This is a genomic window from Budvicia aquatica DSM 5075 = ATCC 35567 (assembly GCF_000427805.1).
Classification (GTDB): domain Bacteria; phylum Pseudomonadota; class Gammaproteobacteria; order Enterobacterales; family Enterobacteriaceae; genus Budvicia; species Budvicia aquatica.
Map to the genome: position 1 here is coordinate 3,669 of NZ_KE386587.1, position 20,874 is coordinate 24,542.

The window sequence follows — 20,874 nt, forward strand, 5'->3', positions numbered from 1 at the left end:
CCCTTGCCCTTGCCCTTGCCCTTGCCCTTGCCCTTGCCCTTGCCCTTGCCCTTGCAGTAGGGTCGTCATCCCGTTGAAAAACGGTATCCAGCCATTGAATTTGACCTTTGGTCTTGGTCGAATAACATCAGGTCAAAAGCTGGATGATTCACTACGATCACCCTTTCGACCATTCGCTATGCGAATATTTGCTGCGCGCCTACGGCTACCCGTTCCGTTTTTCAACGGGATGACGACCTATAGAGAATCGAGTAAGTGGAGTAAAAGAGAGAATTTAGTGCCTTAGAAACCCAACTCACCATAACGTACAAAAAAACAACAGAAAAATCGATATTAAACACTGCAAAATAGATAAAAAACACCAAGTAAAAACCACTAAATATCAAATTACCCTCCATCTTGTTATTTGGTTTGCTTAAGTTTGCAGTGGAACATAAAATACCCACCAACCTTATAATTTACAGCTATAACAAAATGCTATTTTATCTCTATATCATTGGAATCACGGCTGAATCCATGACCGGCGCACTGGCGGCGGGTAAAAGCAAAATGGATATCTTTGGCGTTATTATTATCTCTGCGGTAACGGCTATTGGCGGAGGGACCGTTCGGGATATGATTCTGGGCCACTACCCTTTGACCTGGGTCGCTCATCCTGAATATGTGCTGATTGTTGCAATTGCATCGGTGATGACCGTTGCGACAGCCCGCGTTATGATCTACCTGCGTAAGTTCTTCTTAGTATTAGATGCAATTGGCCTGGTGGTGTTTTCTATCATTGGTGCACAGGTTGCAATGAGCATGGGGCTGCCGGTTTTAATCGTGGCTATTTCAGGCTTGGTAACCGGTGTTTTCGGTGGGGTATTAAGAGATATCTTCTGTAACCGTATCCCGTTGGTCTTCCAAAAAGAGCTATATGCCAGCGTATCATTTCTTTCGGCACTACTGTATATCGGGCTGGTTCACTTTAAAATTGCTACCGATATTGCCATTATTGCTACACTCATTTTTGGCTTTACCTTCAGAATATTAGCTATCTACTTCAAGATTGGTTTGCCGGTATTCAGCTATCAGACCGATGACTAATTCGCCCTGTCGCTAATCTTTAGCCGTTTTATTCACTTTACCGATAAAACGGCAAACAACATCACATAATACCGACCGATTCCCGTTCCACCAGCCTAGGCGTTAAAACCAAAGTACGTGGTTCAGTCATTTGAGCATTAAGCCTTTCCAACAGTGTATCGATCGCCAGCTTGCCCAGCGCATCCGTTGGTTGATGGATGGTGGTCAGCGGCGGAGACATAAACGACGCCAGCTCAATATCGTCATATCCAATGACCGCAATGTCTTTTCCCGGTGTTAATCCGGCACGGCTTAATACTAAATAAACCCCCACGGCCATAGCATCATTGCAGGTAAATATCGCATCAGGCGGTTCTGGCAGCTGAAGTAATTGCTCCATCGCTTTCTGACCACCGGAGAACTCAAAGTTACTGAAGATCTGGTAGCTATCCTCCAGTGTCAGTCCGGCATCGGTCATCGCCTTTTGATAACCGGATAAACGACGACGAGCCTGAGTATTATCCTGAGGGCCGGTAATGCAAGCAATGCGCCGGTAACCTCTGCCGATTAAATATTCCGTTGCACACTGACCGCCAAGCAACGAATTATCCTGAATGGTATCGCAGGCACCGTTAAACGGCGCCCAATCCATCATAACGATAGGAAGCTCCGGATACTGGAGAAATAGCGCCTCAGACAGGGGATTACGGTCATTACACATCAAAATCAGGCCATCGACCCGACGCTGGAGTAACGTCTCCAGACTGGTGCCCATACGCTCTGTATTGCCTTCGGTATTACACAAAATCAGGCTATAGCCTCGCTCATAGCAACTCTGTTCTACACCGCGGACAACTTCTGCATAGAAGGGGTTATTACTGGAGGTAAGCAACATACCAATGGTGCGCGTCTGCTTAGCCTTAAGGCTGCGGGCAACGGCTGACGGAGAGTAGTTCAGTTCGGCAACGGCTGAAAGAATTTTGTCTTTAACTGGTTGACTCACAAAACGATTATTATTAATAACGTGTGAGACCGTTGATGTTGAAACTCCGGCTAACCGGGCGACATCCTTCATCGTTGCCACTACATAACTCCTGCTATCAGTTTTATCAAGAAGTCAGTTAAACATGATTGGTCAAAAACAGATCAATCTCTTTACGCCACGGAACGGAAGGCTGGGCCCCCCTGCGGGTCACCGCAATTGCACCTGCCGCATGAGCAAATTTTACCGCCTGACCCAATTCATCCCCTTCAAGCAAGGCAGTAATTAAAGCACCGTTAAAGGTATCGCCAGCGGCAATAGTATCAACCGGCTCAACTTTATAGCCGGGAATCAAACTGCCGGTTCCGTCAACGCTAACCCAAGCACCACGGCTGCCTAAGGTAATGATTACCGTATGAATGCCTTTGGCATGAAGTACGGCAGAAGCGCGGCTGGCATCATCATCATTATCAATAGCAACGCCGGTCAGTTGTTCAGCCTCTGTTTCATTGGGAGTAATAATATCGATATTGGCTAACAGCTCATCGGGTAATTCACGCGCCGGAGCGGGGTTCAGGGCAACTAACGTACCGTGATCTTTAGCCAGCTTTGCTGCCGCAATAACGGTTTCTAGCGGTGTCTCTAATTGCATCAGCAGCGCTTTGGCATCAATAACCTGTTGGCGATATTTTGCTAAATAATCAGGCGTTACCGACGCGTTAGCCCCCGCATCAATGGCGATCATATTCTCACCTTTACCATTGACGAAAATCATCGCAATGCCGGTGTTAATATTATCAATAGATTCTATTGGCTGAATATCAATATTATCCTGAGACAGCTGCTTGCGCACCTGCTTACCAATATTGTCATCGCCCACGCAGGCAATGAAAGTAATATTGGCCCCGCTACGCCCGGCTGCTACAGCCTGATTGGCCCCTTTCCCGCCAAAAGAGATACGATAATCTTTGCCGGTGATGGTTTCTCCCGGGCGAGGAAACTCATTCACGTTAAGAATGTGGTCAGCGTTAATGCTGCCTAACACCACCAATTTATCCGCGGACATACTGATACCTCTTGAGAGAAAATTATTCGATACAACGGCCGGTCTGGCAGGCTCAAATATTAAGCCAAGCACTCATTTTCGGCTAAAATATGGGTACTTTACCTGCGGCTGCGCGCCTCATTTTTCACCGAGAGGGTGAAAAGACACGCCCCGCAGGCCTATCATTATTTATTCAACAATCAGCTTCAGCTCTACCGGAATATTAGCTTCAACCTTCTCACCTTTGAGAATCTTATCGGCGACTTCCACACCTTTGCTGCCAATCAGCTCTGGCTGTTGAGCAATGGTGGCACCTAAACGGCCGCTTTTCACTGCTTTCAGACCATCATTAGTACCGTCGAAGCCGACAATCAGCACATCTTTCTTACCGGCGGTTTGTAATGCACGCATTGCACCTAATGCCATTTCATCATTTTGGGCAAATACGGCCTGAACATCCGGGTGAGCCGTCAGCAGGTTTTGCATAACGTTCAGTCCCTTAGTGCGGTCAAAGTCAGCAGGCTGGCTGGCCAACAGTTTGAACGGATGCGCAGCCATAGATTGCTTAAAGCCTTCACCACGTTCACGAGCGGCTGAAGTACCTGAAATACCCTCTAACTGGATGATCTTGGCATTATCGCCCAGTTTTGTAGCGATAAAATCACCGGCCATTTTACCACCGGCCACGTTATCAGAGGCCACATGGCTAAGCACTTCACCTTTATTGGCCGCGCGATCCAGCGTCACAACCGGGATATTCGCTTTGTTAGCCATCAAAACGGCATTGCCCACAGCATCAGAGTCTGTCGGGTTGATCAGTAATAATTTTGCACCACGTACGGTTAAGTCCTGCACGTTACCCAGCTCTTTGGCCGGATTGTTCTGCGAATCCAGAATAATCAGGTTATAGCCCAGTTCATCCGCTTTCTTCTGAGCACCGTCTTTCATTGAAACAAAGAACGGGTTATTCAGCGTTGAGACGACAAGCGCGATGTTATCTTTTGCCATAGCGCCGGCGCTGACGGACAGGGAAAGCGCTGTAGCAGAAACTAACATAGCCAGCTTTTTCATATTCATTATCATCATTCCTATATAAAAGGTTATTTACTGCTTTTGTTATCTACTAATACCGCCAATAGAATGACGGCGCCTTTAACAATCATTTGGAAATAAGAAGATATACTTAATAAATTCAGTGCATTACTCAGGAAGCCCAGAATCAGTGCACCGATTAAAGTACCGGTAATCCGACCACGTCCACCGGCAAGGCTGGTTCCGCCGAGTACAACAGCCGCGATAGCATCCAACTCATAACCGCCACCGGCAGTAGGCTGAGCGGAAGATAAACGCCCCACTTCAATAATACCGGCCAGTGCTGCTAATAGTCCGCACAGGGCATATACAATAATCTTAACCCGATCAACGCTGATACCCGACAGGCGGGTTGCAGATTCATTCCCCCCCAGCGCATAGATATAGCGACCGAGTCGAGTATGGTTAAGCAAATACCAGGCGGCAATAAATACGATCGCCATAATCCAGATCGGCGCTGGTACCCCTAAAGGACGACCAATACCAAACCATTCAAAAATATCGGTACTGTCAGAAAAACCAAGGTTCAGCGGGCTACCGTCAGAAAACTGTAGCGTGATACCTCGCAATATCAACATCATCACCAGCGTAGCGATAAAGGCCTGAACTTTACCCTTGGCCACAATCACGCCGGTCATGGCACCAATACCGGCGCCCAGCGTCAATGCCGCAGCAATGGCAACAAAAGCATTCACTTCCATACCGACCAACGAGGCCGCCACCGCACCGGTCAACGCCAGTAAGGAGCCCACCGATAAATCAATACCTGACGTAAGAATAACCAGCGTCATGCCTACGGCAATAATGGCATTAACCGATGTCTGTTGCAGAATATTGAACAGGTTATTAACGGTAAAAAAGTTAGGGCTCAAGAACGAGACTGCAATGATCAATACGATCAGGGCAATCAGCGACTTTTGCTCAAGCAGCCACTCTTTATTAAAGCGGCTTGGTGAAGGGGTCTGTGAACTATTCACTGTATATTACTCCTGAATAACACCGTACTGTTTGCCGACTGCCGCCGCCATCAGTACTTCTTGTGTTGCCTGCTCAATAGGAAATTCGCCGCTAATATGGCCTTCATGCATAACCAAAATGCGATCGCTCATGCCGATGACTTCCGGCATTTCTGATGAAATAAGAATGATGCTCAACCCTTCACGTTTAAACTGATTAATAAGCTGATAGATCTCTTTCTTTGCCCCAACGTCAACGCCGCGGGTAGGCTCGTCAAGAATCAACACGTTAGGGCGAGTCATCAGGCCACGGGCAATCGCAATTTTCTGTTGATTACCCCCGGAGAGCAGGCCAATCGGCTGCATCATGGTCGGCGTTTTAATATTGAACAGTTTGATGAAGTCATTTACCGCCTGCCGCTCTTCTGCATGCTTAAGTGCACCCCAGCTTTGGCTGAAATAGCGCAGCGCAGTTAATGACATATTCTCTTTAACTGACATGCCCAACACTAGGCCATCGCCTTTACGGTCTTCAGAAATATAGACAATACCGTTCTTTAATCCGTCCTGTGGGTTAGCTACTCTAATCGCCTGACCATCAAGAATCACACTGCCTTGGGTATGCGGCAATGCGCCATAAATCATCTTCATCAGTTCGGTACGACCCGCGCCCATCAGGCCAGAGATACCCAGAATTTCACTGCGATACAGATCAAAACTGACATCATGGACATCTTTACCGGAAAGATTCTTCACCTGAAGGCGTAAACCACCGCGCGGTTGATCCAAACGCGGATAAAGCTCATCAAGACGACGCCCGACCATCATTTCAATCAGTCGGTCTTCATCTAATTCTGCAACCGGGCGCTCACCAATAAACTCACCGTCGCGTAATACGGTAACGTCATCGCAAATTTCAAAAATTTCTTTTAGCCGGTGAGAGATATAGACAATACCGCAACCCTGAGCCCGTAATTCATTAATCACGTTAAACAAAGAGGCGGTTTCAGTATCGGTCAGCGCATCGGTCGGCTCATCCATGATGATAACTTTAGACTCAAAGCTCAGCACCTTGGCAATTTCTACCATTTGCTGATCGCCGATGGATAATTCACTCACCAGCCGACGACTGCTGTACTCCACGTTTAGCCGACGCAGCAGGCGATCGGCTTCGGCGTACATTTTCTTCCAGTTAATCCGACCAAAGCCGTTAACAAACTCCCGCCCCAGAAAAATATTTTCTGCGATGCTGAGCTGAGGGATTAAATTGAGTTCTTGATGGATAATACCGATGCCCGCTTCCTGCGAAGACTTAGGTCCGTTAAATGCCACTTCCTGACCCAGATATTCAATCCGCCCTGCATCTTTAGTGTAAATACCGGTCAGTACTTTCATCAGAGTTGATTTACCGGCACCGTTTTCGCCCAGTAACGCCATCACTTTACCGGGATAGACATTCAGGCAGGCGCCCGACAAAGCCTTAACGCCGGGGAAAGATTTTTCAATACCGCTAATTTTCAGCAGAGGTTGCATATCAGTACCTCAGAACACAACGCCGGAACATAAAATCACATTGGCATAGGGTGAACATTCACCGCTACGCACAATGGCACGACTATCATGGGACAGGGTTTTAAACGCTTCATGACTAACATATTCCACAGCAATCACATTACCCTGGCGCTGCTGTAGATCCTTAAGGCGGGTCAGTAACTGCTGGTGAATATCCGGATTTTTATCGCCTATCTCAGCGGCCACAATGGCTTTCTCAACCTGCATCTCATCGGTGACCGCATCAAATACCTGCAGAAATGAAGGAACACCGTGAGTCAGTGCTAAATCAATACGTTCTACCGCGGCGGGAATGGGCAGCCCGGCATCACCAATCGTTAAGGTATCTGTGTGCCCTAAGCGTGAAATAGCCCAAGAAAGCGTCGAGTTAAGTAATCTGCCTTTTTTCATCTTTCCTGCCCTGCTGATGGTCATCGAAACGTTTCGTTGATCGAGAGTTTAGGAAGATAGTCAGATAAAGCAAAAGATTTATGAGAAATTTGTGACCGGCATCGAAACGTTTCGATAAAACGACAGCAGCGTTGATATGCTGAAACGGTTAAGTCAAAATAAGGGGTATAACGACATTAAAATGAAGCCCTATTCTTTCCGACAAGCGAAAAGAGCAGGGCTATATCAGGGTCAGGCAGCAATGCTCATCTGTCTGAAATCGGGGTCTACGATAAATTCAGCATCCGTCTTTTCACGAATCAGCTCAAGAGAGACACCCGGGGCATGTTCGGTTAATACCAAATGTCCGCCTCTGAATTCAAAAACGGCCAGCTCGGTAACCAGAACAGACACACAACGCTGAGCCGTCAGGGGTAATGAGCAATGCTGAAGGATCTTTGATGAGCCATTTTTAGCACAGTGTTCCATAGCAACAATGACTTTTCTGGCACCGGTCACCAAGTCCATCGCGCCCCCCATTCCCGGCACCATCTTTCCCGGGATCATCCAGTTAGCCAGATTACCCTGCCGATCGACTTCCAGACCGCCCAGAACGCAGGCATCAACATGGCTGCCGCGTATTAAGGCAAATGAAAACGCACTGTCAAAGGTTGAACCTCCGGGAATAATGCCACACGGCTGACCGCCGGCATTAGCCAAATCGGGATCGTGCTCCCCCTGTTCCACAGGGCAAATACCCAAAAAACCATTCTCTGACTGAAACGTGATATCAACATCATCAGGAATATAGTTAACCACCATAGTGGGAAGACCAATTCCTAAATTAACGATATCACCGTCTCTGAGTTCTAGGGCGACCCGGCGGGCAATTAACTCTTTAGGCGTCATTGGCTCTCTCCTTTCACTATGCCTTCAATCAGCATTGCCGGCGTCATAACTAAATCGGGATCCAGATCGCCGATATTAAGCAGTTCTTCAACCTCAGCAAAAACCCGATCTGCCGCCAGGGCGATCAGCGGATTAAAGTTTCTGGCCGAACGACGGTAATAAAGGTTACCGGCCACATCACCCCGTTTAGCATGGACAAGCGCCAGATCGGCGCGTAGCGGTAGTTCAAGTAAATAGTCGCGGCCGTTGATGGTCATGCGCTGCTTTCCCTCTTCCACCACCGTCCCTACGCCGGTCGGTGTCAGAAAACCACCAAGACCTGCGCCACCGGCACGAATGCGTTCGGCCAGCGTTCCCTGCGGTATCAGCTCAACCTCCATTTCACCGGCCATCATCTGACGGCCGGTCTCCGGATTAAGGCCAATATGTGAAGCAATCACTTTACGCACGCGCTTGGCCGCGATAAGTGGCGCCACGCCCAGCCCCGGAACGGCAGTATCGTTGCCGATCAAGGTTAACTCTTTTACTCCGGAATCAAGCAGAGCCTGCATCAGAGTCGGTGGGGTTCCGTTTCCCATAAAACCACCGAACATAATGCTCATGCCGTCGCGTAGCTGCGACGAAAACGCATCCAGAGTAATGACTTTAGATTTCATCGTCAGGCCTTCCTTATTTCATCCGCTCAACAACCACGGCAACCCCTTGTCCGCCACCTACGCACAGCGTTGCCAGCCCCAGCGATTTATCTCTACTCTCCAGCGCATGAAGCAGGCTCACCAAAATACGCGCACCGGATGCCCCAATAGGATGGCCCAGTGCAATCGCACCGCCGTTAACGTTGGTCTTTTCCGCATCAAATCCCAGCTCTCGTCCGACAGCAATAAACTGCGCGGCAAAGGCTTCGTTGGCTTCGATAAGATCAATATCTGCCATGCTTAACTTGGCATTTTCCAGCGCTTTTCGGGTCGCAGGTACTGGCCCCATCCCCATATAGGCCGGATCAACACCGCAAGTAGCATAGCCACGGATACGGGCCATCGGCTTTAATCCAAGCTGGCTGGCCCGGCTTGCGCTCATGACCATCAGAGCCGCCGCACCATCGTTAACCCCCGAGGCATTTCCTGCGGTTACGGTTCCGTCGGGTTTAAAGGCAGGGCGCAGGCGACCCAGGGAGGTCACCGAGGTGTCAGGCCGTACATACTCATCTTCAGCAAAAATAATCTCGCCTTTTTTATGCTGAATAGTCACCGGTAAAATTTCCCGCTGGAATGCACCGCGCCCAATCGCCGACGCCGCCCGCTGCTGGGATAAAGCCGCAACTTCATCCTGTTGAAGGCGATCTATGCCATAACGCTCAGCGATATTTTCTGCCGTAATCCCCATATGGTAATGATTAAAAGCACAGCTAAGGCCGTCATGAACTACCGTATCGACAATTTTCCCGTCACCCATTCGGTATCCCCAGCGCGCCTTATCAAGCAGATAAGGAACGGCAGACATATTCTCCATGCCGCCAGCCAGTACGATATCAACATCACCGGAACCAATCATTTGAGCCGCAAAAATGACACTTTTCAGGCCAGAGCCACACACCACATTGATGGTAGTGGCCGGAGTCGCCTGCGTTAGTCCGGCATTAATAGCAACCTGTCGGGCAGGGTTTTGCCCTAAGCCTGTCTGTAGTACGTTGCCAAAAACCACTTCATCAATTATGCCTGCGTCTATTCCTGCGCGGACGATGGCTTCTTTAGCCACTAATGTCCCGAGTTGAGGAGCAGCGACTGATGCCAGTGAGCCGCCAAAGCTACCTATAGCAGTACGTACCGCACTGACAATCACGATATCTGTCATAACGTTATCCTCGCAGGCTAAGTATGGTCCGGGTTTCTGCCGGCGTTGCCGGCGATCGACCGGCCTCATTGGCTAAACGTACCGCCCGGGCAACAAATTCAGCGTTAGATTTCGCCAGTTGTCCCTTGCTATAAAACACATTATCTTCCATACCCACCCGAACGTGACCACCCATAGCAAGGGTTGTTAACAGTACCGGTAAATGCCCTTTGCCAATGCCGAAGGCCGACCAGTGCGCCTCCGGTGGCAGTAAGTTTCTTAGATAAACCAGGTTTTCAACCGTGGCAGCGGTTCCGCCTGCGGCACCGAGCACTAATTGGTAATAAGCAGGCGTTTTGATTAGGTTCTTCTTTATGTAATACAGCGAGTTGTAAAACATTCCCGCATCAAATATTTCGATTTCAGGCCTGACGTCGTTATCGATCATCACCTGCCCTAGCTTCTCAAGAAACTTAGGATGATTGATAAACAAACCGCTGTGCGCCCAGTTCATTGAACCGCAGTCATAAGAAGCCAGCTCCGGTTTCAAATCGATAACGTGTTCCATCCGGGTTTCATCCGTAGCATTTAGGTCACCGGATGTTGTCAGGTTGATGACAATGTCGCACTTCTCACGGATCAGCCCCACGGTTTCTCTGAATTTATCCAGATTCATGGTGCCTTTACCCAGATCGTCACGCATATGAAGATGGGCAATGGCCGCTCCCGCTTGCCAGCATTCATGCACATCAGCGGCAATTTCTTTTGGCGTCAGCGGAATATTGGGGTTATCTTCTTTGGTTGGAAAAGCGCCCGTGGTTGCTACCGTAATAATCGTTTTAGTATTCATAATAATGACCTTCTGGTTAATTCCCTTCTTGTAATTCAGCGTTGTGCAGTGCAGCAGATTTATCTTTTTTGCCATCAATGTTAGGTAATGCGAACATCATCAGACCGGCTAAACAGAAGAAGACTGCACAAATCATTAGCCCGGTAACCAGACCATAACTTTGTGCAATAAAGCCCATAGCGAAAGGAGCAAAGGCAGAAACGCCCCGTCCGATGTTGAAGCAGAAACCGGCACCGATAGTGCGCACTCTGGTTGGGAAAAGTTCAGGGAAATATGACCCCATCAGCCCGACGAAAGCAGTAAAGAAGGCATAAACCGGGCCCATAATCAGCAGTGACATATCGCCGGTCATATTGACGTAGATTGGCAACGTAATCGCCGTTCCCATAAATGAAAGCACCAGTGCCGTGCGCCTGCCGACTTTATCGGCCAACATACCGAACGCGTTATATCCGACGAACATGCCGATATTAAGCACCACGAAGAACAGAGACATCGTTTCCATGCTCAACCCGCGATCCTGAGTCAGGAACAGCGGTAGCCAGGTGGTACATCCCCAATAGCCAATCAGGCCAAAGCTGGCAACGGTCGTGGCTAAAATGGTATTACGCAGCATATCCGGGGAGAAAATCTCAGAAATGGAAATCTTCTCGCCTTTCACTTTTTGCTCTTCTTTTTGTTTCTTCCACGCCTCTGACTCAGGAACAAAAATCAGGAAGTAGAGCGCCGCGATAATTGCGCCACCTCCGCATAAAAACAGAGCACGCCAACCGAAAGTAGGAATGATCAAATAGGCTAAGAACGCCGCTAAGCCGGCACCAACAGGGAAGGAACTCAGTACAAAGGAGGCTGCCCGACCGCGCTGTTTTGCAGGCCAGGTTTCAGTGATATAAGAAACAATAATGCTCCATACGCCACCAAGACCCAAGCCGGCCAGAAAGCGCAGTACCAGAATTTCAAACCAGGTACTGGTATAGGCGATAGCCATAGTCAATACGCTGAAAATAATCAGACTCCAGAATAAGGTTTTCCGTCGTCCGTAAGTATCGGCACACCAGCCGACGATAATGCTACTAAAGCCAATGCCTACCATGGTCGCAGTAGCTAACAGGCCTCCGTCAGCCCTTGATATACCAAGATCGGCGATAATAACCGGCATCGCGACTGCGAGTAACAGAATGTCCATAGCGTCAAACATATAGCCAAAGAAGCCGCCAAACAGGACATGCCATTTAGTCTTTTTGTTACCTGAAACGGGTGTATTGCTGGAACTCGTCATGGTATATCCCTCAATCACAGATCGAACATAGCGACCGGACGGCACCAGCCTGCGCTGGCAGCTTTAATTTTTATCGGGAAGCAGGCGATTTTAAAACCGAATGGCGGAAGTTGATCCAAGTTACTCATCTTCTCCATGTGGTAATACTCACTTTCAATACCGGCAAAGTGACCTTCCCAAATCAGTGATGAATCTCCGGTTTGCTCAAATTCTTCAGCAATAAGAGAAAGCGGACGATCCCAGCTCCACGCATCCGTACCGACAACTTTAATTCCCCGGTCCAGAAGGTATAGCGTGGCTTCACGAGTCATGCCACATCCGGCACTCAGGTAAGCTTCCGTTCCCCAATGCTCGGCGGCACCGGTACGAATCACTACGATATCGAGGGGCTTCAGCTGATAGTTAATTCGCGCCAGTTCGGCTTCGATATTGGCTACGGTAATTTTTCCGCCATTTCCCGGCTGCTGGGAGAAGTCGAGCATCACACCGTCAGAGAAGCACCACTCCAGCGGAATTTGATCTATGGTTCTGGCGGGTTCACCTTTGTTCATTGTCGGGTGATAGTGCCAAGGTGCATCAAGATGGGTACCGCTGTGCGTTGTTAGCTGGATATATTCAATTGACCACCCTAACCCGCCGGGCAGATCTTTTTCGGTTGCCGTAGGGAAAAACTGGCGCATATGTTCAGCGCCTTTATCGTGCCCCCAATACTCTATTTTGGTTGGCATTGATGGAGGATCGCAGGGCGTGTGGTCTTCAATGGTGACGCTTAGATCGACAATTCTCATATAAAAAACTCCCACATTATTTTTACTAAAATCACGGTCACTCTATTTATTGGTCTAAAAACAGCCAATAACTTGGTCGTACGTCCAACCTATTAAATTATTGAACGGACGTCTAACTAATTTGTAGTAAAGAGTGAGGTAGATCTGAAAAAATCAGCTTTGAAGCCAAATGGTCTGAGAGTGAGAGGCAAACTGAAAGTTAGAAAATAGCTTGAAAACAGCTTTAAAATCATGAGATAAGAGTATCATCAGAATGGATGCGATGGGATTAGCCGGGACAATGACTCAAATTTGAGTGTATTTACTCCCTGCGGCTTTATAATGGAGCGGTGTCTGTCGTAAGTATAGAGTTGGTCATCTTGGATTTTTGCTTCAGATCTTTTCTGTTTCGGCAGCCACCCCACTTTTTGACGGTATGAAATACAACATGCAGATATCAACATCAGAAAAAATCTTAAATGCTGCTGAACAGCTTTTTGCACAAAGTAGTTATGATTCGGTTTCTATCCGCCAGATTACCCAAACTGCGGGCGTTAAACTGGCGCTGGCACACTATCACTTCGGCACTAAAGAAGCGCTGTTTGAAGCGGTGATCAAGCGCCGGATTGGCCTGCTCAGCGACTCCCGCCTACAGCTATTGGAATACTTTCGCAATCAGGCCAACGGAGCACCGCTCTCCATTGAGCAAATCGTACACTCATTTATCATGCCCTATCTGTTCTGGCACCTTAACGGCGGGCCGGGATGGAGAAGCTATTCCCGCATAGTTTCAAGCTTACTGGGGTATAACCTCGGACTGTTAAAAGATCAGTTTGATGCCACCGCACGCTTATTTCAGGCAGAAATGCGCCGTTCAATCCCTGAAGCCGACGAGGCCAGCATTCAATGGGGATTCGATTTTATGGTGGGTGTGATGTGTAATACGTTCTCTGAAGTAGACAGAATCGGCGGGTTATCCGATATGCACTGCTCTATTGAAAACAAAGAGCAAGCCTGTGAATACTTACTCTCATTTATCGTTGCCGGTCTAAAGAGTCTGGCAGAGAACAACAAGGAAGATCTATCCGGCAGTCTGGCCATTTTGAAGGCGTTAAACATGCCTGAGAAACAGAGCTTATAGAAAGTAAAAAACCTTCACTAACACGCCATTTAGGATCGCCAGTGAAGGTTTAAGCAAGATAATACTAACTTAACGATTTAGGTGCTGAACTTCAGGCCAATAATACCGGCAATAATCAGGCACAGGCTAAGCACTCGCATCAAACTGGCCGACTCACCTAACAGTATAATGCCGGTAATAGCCGCCCCTACCGCGCCGATCCCCGTCCACACCGCATAAGCCGTACCTACCGGTAAAGTTTTCATCGCATTAGCTAATAAAAATACGCTGGCGGCCATCGCAACCACGGTAATAATGCTCGGCGTTAAGCGGGTAAATCCATGGCTATATTTCAAACCGATCGCCCATACCACTTCTAATATTCCGGCGATAAATAAAATAATCCAGGCCATAAAGAGTACTCCCCTGACACTGTGGGGTCGTCCCCGTATGATTGATGCGTAAACAGGTCGTCCTGCTTAGCCAATAGAAATAAACTGCGCAGCTTAGTATAAGCTAGTTGACCGTATACTTTCCACTTACCCCATTATTTTGTCACGAAACATAAAAAATACTGCGCCTAACAGGCAGAGCCCGGCCCAGATATAATCTGTCCGAAAAGGTTCTTTAAGGATATACATTGAGAAAGGAATAAATACCGACAGGCTAATCACTTCCTGAATGATCTTTAACTGACCTGCGGAGGCGACTTGGTAACCAATACGGTTAGCCGGCACCTGCAGCAAATACTCAAACAGTGCGATGCCCCAACTGACTAATGCAGCAACAACCCAGACTTTACTGTGAAAATATTTAAGGTGGCCATACCAAGCAAAAGTCATAAACACATTGCTTAGCGTCAGCATAAAAACGGTAATCACTAACGGTGACATAAACAGAGTAGTCCTGAATACGACGAGAGATCTGGCAAAAAGCTAAATTCAGCTTGCCCCGCGTTCAATAGCACTGCCGACATGGCGAATATCTTCACCAAAGCCGCGAACAGTGTTGCAGCCACTCAGAGCGGATAAGACAATAAATGATAACAATATGGCACTGATCGTCTTCAACATAAGGCACTCCTCGTGTTCTGGTCTACAAGATAAAGATAAGGCCGTGAATACGGCCTTATTTGAGTCTCAGCGATGAGTTATTTAACGCGTGACACATACTCACCGGAGCGGGTATCAACTTTAATCACTTCACCAATCTGAACGAATAAAGGTACTTTTACCACCGCGCCAGTGCTCAGCGTTGCTGGTTTACCACCGGTACCGGCAGTATCACCTTTCAGGCCCGGATCGGTCTCAATAATTTCTAACTCAACAAAGTTAGGCGGCGTTACCGCAATAGGAGCACCGTTCCATAAAGTGATAATACATTCCGCCTGCTCAACCAGCCATTTAGCGTTATCGCCTACGGCTTTAGCATCAGCTTCTAACTGTTCGAATGTAGAATTATTCATGAAATGCCAGAAGTCACCATCGGTATACAGATAGGTCAGGTTCATATCCATGACGTCTGCACCTTCAGCGCTATCGGTAGACTTAAAGGTTTTTTCCAATAGCTTACCTGAAATCAGCTTACGCAGACGAGTACGGGCAAACGCTTGTCCTTTACCAGGTTTAACAAATTCACTCTCAATAACGGCGCAGGGTTCACCGTCTAACATGATTTTAAGACCCGGACGGAAATCGTTGCTAGAATAAGTCGCCATGATGGTCCTCTTTCTTAGATTAAATTAATTAGGTAGCTCTGCTCAAAATGGCGCACATTGTAACCCATAACACAGTAACTAGAGAAGGATGGTTACACCAGTTATCGGATGTTATTACCGATCCTGACGAATTATTACGCCTTTTATCTCTCGAAAACCACCCTAAGTTGAACAAAGGCAACCAAGCACGCCGTTTATTTGCCCTACGGGTTCCCCGGGCATTTGTGGCGCGAATGCGTAAAGGCGATCCACAAGATCCGCTGTTGCTGCAGGTTTTAACCCAGCAGGCTGAATTTACTCAAGCCCCCGGATACAGCGCTGACCCGTTAGAAGAACAGCACGCAGCCGTTCCCGGCCTGCTGCATAAATATCATAACAGAGCGCTGCTGCTGGTAAAGGGGGGCTGTGCCGTTAACTGTCGTTATTGCTTCCGTCGCCATTTCCCTTATCACCAGAATCCGGGCAATAAGCAAAGCTGGTCTGCAGCATTAAACTATGTCAGCCAACATCCTGAACTGGATGAGCTTATCTTTTCGGGCGGCGACCCGCTAATGGCCAAAGATAATGAACTGGACTGGCTGATCGCTGAAGTAGAAAAGATTCCACATATTCAGCGGCTACGAGTTCACTCGCGTTTACCGATTGTTATTCCGGCTCGTATTACCGATGTATTATGCCAGCGCTTTGCAGATTCACGGCTGAAAATTATTCTGGTCACACACATAAACCACGCCAATGAAATTGATTCTGAAGTCGCTAATAGCATGAAAAAATTAATATGTTCTGGCGTTACACTGCTCAATCAAAGCGTGTTGTTGAAGGGAGTAAATGACAGTGCAGACCGGTTAATTAATCTAAGCAATGCATTATTTAACACGGGTATACTACCTTATTATCTTCATGTCCTTGATAAGGTTCAGGGAGCCGCGCATTTTATGGTTGATGACGATACCGCCAGAGAAATTATAGGTGAAATGCTAGCAAAAACATCTGGTTATCTTGTTCCTAAGTTAACCAGAGAAATTGGCGGACAGCCAAGTAAGACTCCGCTGGACTTAAAGTTATTTAACGATTAATTAGACTGATATACTCATAATAAGCCCGCTACCCATTTAAAATCCACTGTGTTGATTATGTTAATCAGCACAGTGGATTAAAATATTTTATATTAGCCATCTAATAACGCAACGTTACATTAACATCGCCGTTAATAAATTAATTTCAATCTAAATAGTCACTTCGAATTAAATAACGTAGTATTTGTTTACCCACATCAGATAATTTCGTAATATAAAAAATCCATATAGGAATTCTCTCGTTTTCCGGTCGTGAATTAGTATGAATATAATCAATATCTATGAGCCTGAATATGTTCGTCGGTTTCAATGTAATGGCGGTGGATGCTTATGCACATGTTGCATCGGCAAAGAAATCCCATTAGATAAAGTCAGCTCACAGTCATATCTCCGCAGTTCTGATAGTGATATTCGAACGGTGGCTCAACGGAGTATTGAACTGGCTAAAACAGACCTTGAGAATTGGGGCATTATCCATTTGAGCAGCGATAATTACTGCTCCTTCTTTGATAAGTCAAAATCCTGCACCTATTGTATGATAGGCAATCGAGACGATCTTCATACCCGCCCTAAATTCTGTCTGGACTATCCCTACGTTAATATCCGCTGGAAGAACGAAACCCGTAAAAGTTTAGCCATTGAGTGCCCGGAGGCCTGTGGCCAAATACTCATGAACCCGACCTCTATTTGGCTGGAGTCAACCAAACATATTTCATCGGCCAGTCATTCTCCACTGGATAGCATTTATCATGCGATTAACACTGAATGTATCTCTGTCGCACTGCGCCCTGAACTTACGCTGACTGAAAAGCTGTTTGCCATCGGCAAAATCACACTAAATAATCAGCCTGACATCGGCGATAAGTCACTAAACAGTAAGAATATTAATTCGAGACTTAAAACGTTAGCTTCCTCTTTAACCACGCAAGCTATCAGAGAGGGTCTTGCTAAAACGCCGCATGATATGGCACTACAATGGAAAGTGTTTGCAGAGATTGGTTCCCAAGTGTCGGCGCTGGCTAACGTTGAGAATGTCCCGGCGATGGCGAATTTCTGGTCTGATATATATCAGGATATACATCAGACGCAGGGCAATGGAGAACAGAAGATTGCCCTGCTGGATGAGGTATGGAATCATACGGTTGTACCGATTAGTCATGAATTTCCGCACATTGTAACTAATTACCTGTTCTATCGGATTTATCATGACGGATATCCATATCATCCGCAGATAAGCAGCCTAGAAAGCTTCTACCAGTTAGTGACACACTGCTTTATAATAAGAAATCTGGTTAGCTACTGGGTGATGTTCTATTCACAGATCAGAAAATCCAAAATCATTGATATTGTTAATATCTATCATCGCTGGCTGCGCCAGTACCCCAATGCTATTGCTGATACCGCCCAGAGTTTAAAGAACAGCGGACTTTACGATCCTGAAAAAATTAATCAGCTGCTGGTTCATAAAAACTAATACTGCATTACTGAACGTCAAAAACTGAGCATTACTGATAAAAAAACCCCGGTGTCTCCACCGGGGTTTTTGCTATTCAGAAAGACTGAATGCAGGGGGAATTACATCATTCCGCCCATTCCACCCATGCCGCCCATTCCACCAGCGCCACCCATGTCTAACTTATCTTCTTTAGGTAAGTCAGTGATCATGCACTCGGTAGTAATCATCAGGCCAGCAATAGATGCTGCGTATTGCAGAGCTGAACGGGTTACTTTGGTTGGATCCAAGATACCCATAGCGATCATATCGCCATACTGTTCAGTCGCGGCGTTATAACCATAGCTACCTTCGCCGGCTTTAACGTTGTTAGCAACAACAGAAGGCTCTTCGCCTGCGTTAGCAACGATTTGACGTAAAGGTGCTTCCATTGCACGTAGTGCAACACGGATACCTACGTTTTGATCTTCGTTATCAGCCGTCAGGTTAGCAAGCTTAGCGGCAACGCGAATTAACGCTACGCCACCACCGGCAACCACGCCTTCTTCAACCGCAGCACGAGTTGCTTGCAGCGCATCTTCTACGCGTGCTTTCTTCTCTTTCATTTCGATTTCGGTTGCTGCGCCGACTTTCAGTACTGCTACGCCGCCGGCTAATTTAGCTACGCGCTCTTGCAGTTTTTCACGGTCGTAATCAGAACTTGATTCTTCGATTTGCTGACGGATTTGAGCTACGCGGCCTTTGATTGCATCTTCTTCGCCAACGCCATCGATGATGATGGTGGTGTCTTTGTTGATAACAACGCGCTTAGCCTGACCTAAATCTTCCAGAGTTGCTTTTTCCAGCTCTAAACCGATTTCTTCAGAAATCACAGTACCGCCAGTCAGCGTTGCGATATCTTGCAGCATCGCTTTACGACGATCGCCGAAACCAGGTGCTTTAACAGCAGCAACTTTCACGATACCGCGCATGGTGTTAACAACCAGAGTTGCCAGCGCTTCGCCTTCAACGTCTTCAGCAACGATAACCAGTGGCTTACCTGCTTTAGCAACGGCTTCTAATACTGGCAGCATTTCACGGATGTTAGAGATTTTCTTATCAACTAACAGAATGAATGGGCTTTCCAGTTCAACAGCGCCAGTTTCTGGTTTGTTGATGAAGTAAGGAGACAGGTAACCGCGATCGAACTGCATACCTTCAACAACGTCTAACTCGTCTTCCAGGCCTGAACCTTCTTCAACGGTAATAACGCCTTCTTTGCCTACTTTTTCCATTGCTTCTGCAATCAGAGCACCCACAGAATCGTCGGAGTTTGCAGAGATAGTACCAACCTGAGCAATCGCTTTAGAATCAGCACAAGGTACAGACAAGCCTTTTAGTTCTTCTACTGCGGCAATAACCGCTTTGTCGATACCACGCTTAAGGTCCATTGGGTTCATACCCGCAGCAACCGCTTTTAAGCCTTCGGTAATAATTGATTGAGCAAGAACAGTTGCGGTAGTCGTACCGTCACCTGCTGCATCATTGGCCTTGGAAGCAACTTCCTTCACCATTTGAGCGCCCATATTTTCGAATTTGTCTTCCAGCTCAATCTCACGCGCAACGGATACACCATCTTTGGTGATCGAAGGTGCGCCGAATGATTTATCCAGTACTACGTTACGACCTTTAGGTCCTAGAGTAACTTTAACTGCATCGGCCAGAACATTTACGCCACGTAACATTTTTACACGAGCGTCACTACCAAATTTAACGTCTTTAGCTGCCATCTTTAGGTTTCCCTTTACTTTTTAATTCGATTTAACAAAGAGCGTTCTAAATTACGCTTCAACAATAGCCAGAATGTCACTTTCAGACATGATCAATACTTCATCGTTATCGATCTTCTCTACTTTGACGCCGTAACCATCGTTAAAAATAACGATATCGCCAACTTTAACGTCTAACCCTTTAACTTCACCGCTCTCTAGAATACGGCCGTTACCTACTGCTAACACTTCGCCGCGGGTTGATTTTGCCGCAGCAGAACCGGTCAGAACGATGCCGCCAGCTGATTTAGTTTCAACTTCTTTGCGCTTAATAATTACGCGATCGTGTAATGGACGAATTTTCATTGATAGCTCTCCTTTGAGAAAGTCCTTATCAGGTTTCAGGGTTGAGCGGGTATATAATTACCAGCCTCGTGGTATTCATAATGGGGGCGTAACTTCCCCCTTCAAGGGTAAAGATGAAAAAAAATTTTTATTCATCTGTTTGTATCAATGAAAGCACTGACGGAAGCGGCTTATCTATCACTTGTCGTCAATGCGTTTATTTGGATCTTCATCTTTACGCTGAAACTCCCCCTCAACGGTATAGCTATCTGCGCTCGACTGATAAGAAGACATCGATGTCGGCGTAAACGTTCTGATATATGGCATCATTCTCAGCGTCAGCAATTTCTGAATCGGCGGAAGTAGCAGCAATAATCCGAGAAAATCAGTAAAGAACCCCGGAATCAATAGTAAGAAGCCGGCGAGTAGCAAAGACACACTCTTTATCATTTCTGCAGCCGGATTCTCTCCTGCTACCAGCTTTGCCTGCATCTGCATAAAGGTCTTCAGCCCTTGATTTCGGACCAGAGAGACACCTAAACATGATGTTACAACCACCAGAATTAGAGTTAATGCAACGCCTATTACAGAGGCAACCTTAATAAATAGGGTGATCTCTATATAAGCCAGTAAAAATAGAATTATGATTGGCAACCAGCGCACGCAGTCTCCTTAACTAACAAAAGTGGGCAATCTTTA

General features: G+C 47.0%; 24 protein-coding genes. 5 read left to right on the forward strand and 19 right to left on the reverse strand.

Going from position 1 to position 20,874, the window contains the following annotated elements; genetic code table 11:
• Window positions 1-286, forward strand: a 286-nt coding sequence (locus YWE_RS31275; RefSeq protein WP_211231059.1) for a hypothetical protein, incomplete at its 5' end; no start/stop codon positions are given.
• Window positions 287-474: 188 nt separating this feature from the next.
• Complete coding sequence (locus YWE_RS0123655) at window positions 475-1,086, forward strand: trimeric intracellular cation channel family protein (protein WP_036017053.1); 612 nt, start codon at window positions 475-477, stop codon at window positions 1,084-1,086.
• A 61-nt stretch (window positions 1,087-1,147) separates the two neighbouring features.
• On the opposite strand, the gene rbsR is transcribed toward YWE_RS0123655, so the two are convergent.
• From rbsR to YWE_RS0123715, 12 genes are all read right to left on the reverse strand, one after another.
• A complete protein-coding gene (gene rbsR, locus YWE_RS0123660; protein ID WP_029096665.1) occupies window positions 1,148-2,149 on the reverse strand; it encodes a ribose operon transcriptional repressor RbsR in 1,002 nt (333 codons plus the stop codon).
• Between the two features lie 37 nt (window positions 2,150-2,186).
• Window positions 2,187-3,113: a ribokinase gene (gene rbsK, locus YWE_RS0123665; RefSeq protein ID WP_029096666.1), complete on the reverse strand. Its 927-nt coding sequence runs from the start codon at window positions 3,111-3,113 to the stop codon at window positions 2,187-2,189.
• A 168-nt stretch (window positions 3,114-3,281) separates the two neighbouring features.
• A complete protein-coding gene (gene rbsB / locus YWE_RS0123670) occupies window positions 3,282-4,169 on the reverse strand; it encodes a ribose ABC transporter substrate-binding protein RbsB (protein ID WP_029096667.1) in 888 nt (295 codons plus the stop codon).
• 23 nt (window positions 4,170-4,192) lie between these two features.
• The gene (rbsC, locus tag YWE_RS0123675) at window positions 4,193-5,161 is read right to left on the reverse strand and encodes a ribose ABC transporter permease (protein WP_029096668.1); all 969 of its coding nucleotides are present in this window, start codon (window positions 5,159-5,161) and stop codon (window positions 4,193-4,195) included.
• Window positions 5,162-5,167: 6 nt separating this feature from the next.
• Window positions 5,168-6,673, reverse strand: a complete 1,506-nt coding sequence (gene rbsA / locus YWE_RS0123680; RefSeq protein WP_029096669.1) for a ribose ABC transporter ATP-binding protein RbsA — start codon at window positions 6,671-6,673, stop codon at window positions 5,168-5,170.
• Window positions 6,674-6,682: 9 nt separating this feature from the next.
• Window positions 6,683-7,102 carry a D-ribose pyranase gene (rbsD, locus tag YWE_RS0123685; RefSeq protein ID WP_029096670.1) on the reverse strand — a complete coding sequence of 140 codons (420 nt, stop codon included), beginning with the start codon at window positions 7,100-7,102 and terminating at the stop codon, window positions 6,683-6,685.
• A gap of 231 nt (window positions 7,103-7,333) precedes the next feature.
• Window positions 7,334-7,990, reverse strand: coding sequence for a 3-oxoacid CoA-transferase subunit B (locus tag YWE_RS0123690; protein WP_029096671.1), 657 nt, complete (start codon window positions 7,988-7,990; stop codon window positions 7,334-7,336).
• On the reverse strand, window positions 7,987-8,646 hold the full coding sequence (atoD, locus tag YWE_RS0123695; RefSeq protein WP_029096672.1) for an acetate CoA-transferase subunit alpha: 660 nt from the start codon (window positions 8,644-8,646) through the stop codon (window positions 7,987-7,989). Before atoD ends, YWE_RS0123690 begins: the two co-directional genes overlap by 4 nt.
• A gap of 13 nt (window positions 8,647-8,659) precedes the next feature.
• Window positions 8,660-9,841 carry an acetyl-CoA C-acetyltransferase gene (locus tag YWE_RS0123700; RefSeq protein WP_029096673.1) on the reverse strand — a complete coding sequence of 394 codons (1,182 nt, stop codon included), beginning with the start codon at window positions 9,839-9,841 and terminating at the stop codon, window positions 8,660-8,662.
• A gap of 4 nt (window positions 9,842-9,845) precedes the next feature.
• Window positions 9,846-10,670: a beta-keto acid cleavage family enzyme gene (locus tag YWE_RS0123705; protein WP_029096674.1), complete on the reverse strand. Its 825-nt coding sequence runs from the start codon at window positions 10,668-10,670 to the stop codon at window positions 9,846-9,848.
• A gap of 16 nt (window positions 10,671-10,686) precedes the next feature.
• Entirely contained in the window at window positions 10,687-11,949 is a 1,263-nt protein-coding gene (locus YWE_RS0123710; RefSeq protein ID WP_029096675.1) for an MFS transporter, read from the reverse strand.
• Window positions 11,950-11,963: 14 nt separating this feature from the next.
• Complete coding sequence (locus YWE_RS0123715) at window positions 11,964-12,737, reverse strand: cyclase family protein (protein WP_029096676.1); 774 nt, start codon at window positions 12,735-12,737, stop codon at window positions 11,964-11,966.
• A gap of 427 nt (window positions 12,738-13,164) precedes the next feature.
• Between YWE_RS0123715 and YWE_RS0123720 the strand changes: the two genes are divergently transcribed.
• Window positions 13,165-13,857, forward strand: a complete 693-nt coding sequence (locus tag YWE_RS0123720; protein WP_029096677.1) for a TetR/AcrR family transcriptional regulator — start codon at window positions 13,165-13,167, stop codon at window positions 13,855-13,857.
• 77 nt (window positions 13,858-13,934) lie between these two features.
• On the opposite strand, the gene sugE is transcribed toward YWE_RS0123720, so the two are convergent.
• From sugE to efp, 4 genes are all read right to left on the reverse strand, one after another.
• Window positions 13,935-14,249: a quaternary ammonium compound efflux SMR transporter SugE gene (gene sugE, locus YWE_RS0123725; RefSeq protein ID WP_029096678.1), complete on the reverse strand. Its 315-nt coding sequence runs from the start codon at window positions 14,247-14,249 to the stop codon at window positions 13,935-13,937.
• Between the two features lie 126 nt (window positions 14,250-14,375).
• Window positions 14,376-14,729, reverse strand: coding sequence for a DMT family protein (locus YWE_RS0123730; protein ID WP_029096679.1), 354 nt, complete (start codon window positions 14,727-14,729; stop codon window positions 14,376-14,378).
• A gap of 48 nt (window positions 14,730-14,777) precedes the next feature.
• Window positions 14,778-14,909: an entericidin A/B family lipoprotein gene (locus YWE_RS29975; RefSeq protein ID WP_071605931.1), complete on the reverse strand. Its 132-nt coding sequence runs from the start codon at window positions 14,907-14,909 to the stop codon at window positions 14,778-14,780.
• A gap of 77 nt (window positions 14,910-14,986) precedes the next feature.
• Complete coding sequence (gene efp, locus YWE_RS0123740; RefSeq protein ID WP_029096680.1) at window positions 14,987-15,553, reverse strand: elongation factor P; 567 nt, start codon at window positions 15,551-15,553, stop codon at window positions 14,987-14,989.
• Between the two features lie 47 nt (window positions 15,554-15,600).
• Here efp and epmB point away from each other — a divergent pair, with 47 nt between their 5' ends.
• Window positions 15,601-16,629: an EF-P beta-lysylation protein EpmB gene (gene epmB / locus YWE_RS0123745; RefSeq protein WP_029096681.1), complete on the forward strand. Its 1,029-nt coding sequence runs from the start codon at window positions 15,601-15,603 to the stop codon at window positions 16,627-16,629.
• 262 nt (window positions 16,630-16,891) lie between these two features.
• Window positions 16,892-18,103: a flagellin lysine-N-methylase gene (fliB, locus tag YWE_RS0123750; RefSeq protein WP_029096682.1), complete on the forward strand. Its 1,212-nt coding sequence runs from the start codon at window positions 16,892-16,894 to the stop codon at window positions 18,101-18,103.
• A 101-nt stretch (window positions 18,104-18,204) separates the two neighbouring features.
• Here the strand turns inward: fliB and groL are convergent, their stop codons facing one another.
• The 3 genes from groL to YWE_RS0123765 all read right to left on the reverse strand — a co-directional run bounded on the left by groL (window position 18,205) and on the right by YWE_RS0123765 (window position 20,838).
• On the reverse strand, window positions 18,205-19,851 hold the full coding sequence (gene groL / locus YWE_RS0123755) for a chaperonin GroEL (protein WP_029096683.1): 1,647 nt from the start codon (window positions 19,849-19,851) through the stop codon (window positions 18,205-18,207).
• A 51-nt stretch (window positions 19,852-19,902) separates the two neighbouring features.
• Complete coding sequence (locus tag YWE_RS0123760; protein ID WP_029096684.1) at window positions 19,903-20,196, reverse strand: co-chaperone GroES; 294 nt, start codon at window positions 20,194-20,196, stop codon at window positions 19,903-19,905.
• Between the two features lie 177 nt (window positions 20,197-20,373).
• The gene (locus YWE_RS0123765; RefSeq protein WP_029096685.1) at window positions 20,374-20,838 is read right to left on the reverse strand and encodes an FxsA family protein; all 465 of its coding nucleotides are present in this window, start codon (window positions 20,836-20,838) and stop codon (window positions 20,374-20,376) included.
• Between the last annotated feature and the right edge of the window lie 36 nt (window positions 20,839-20,874).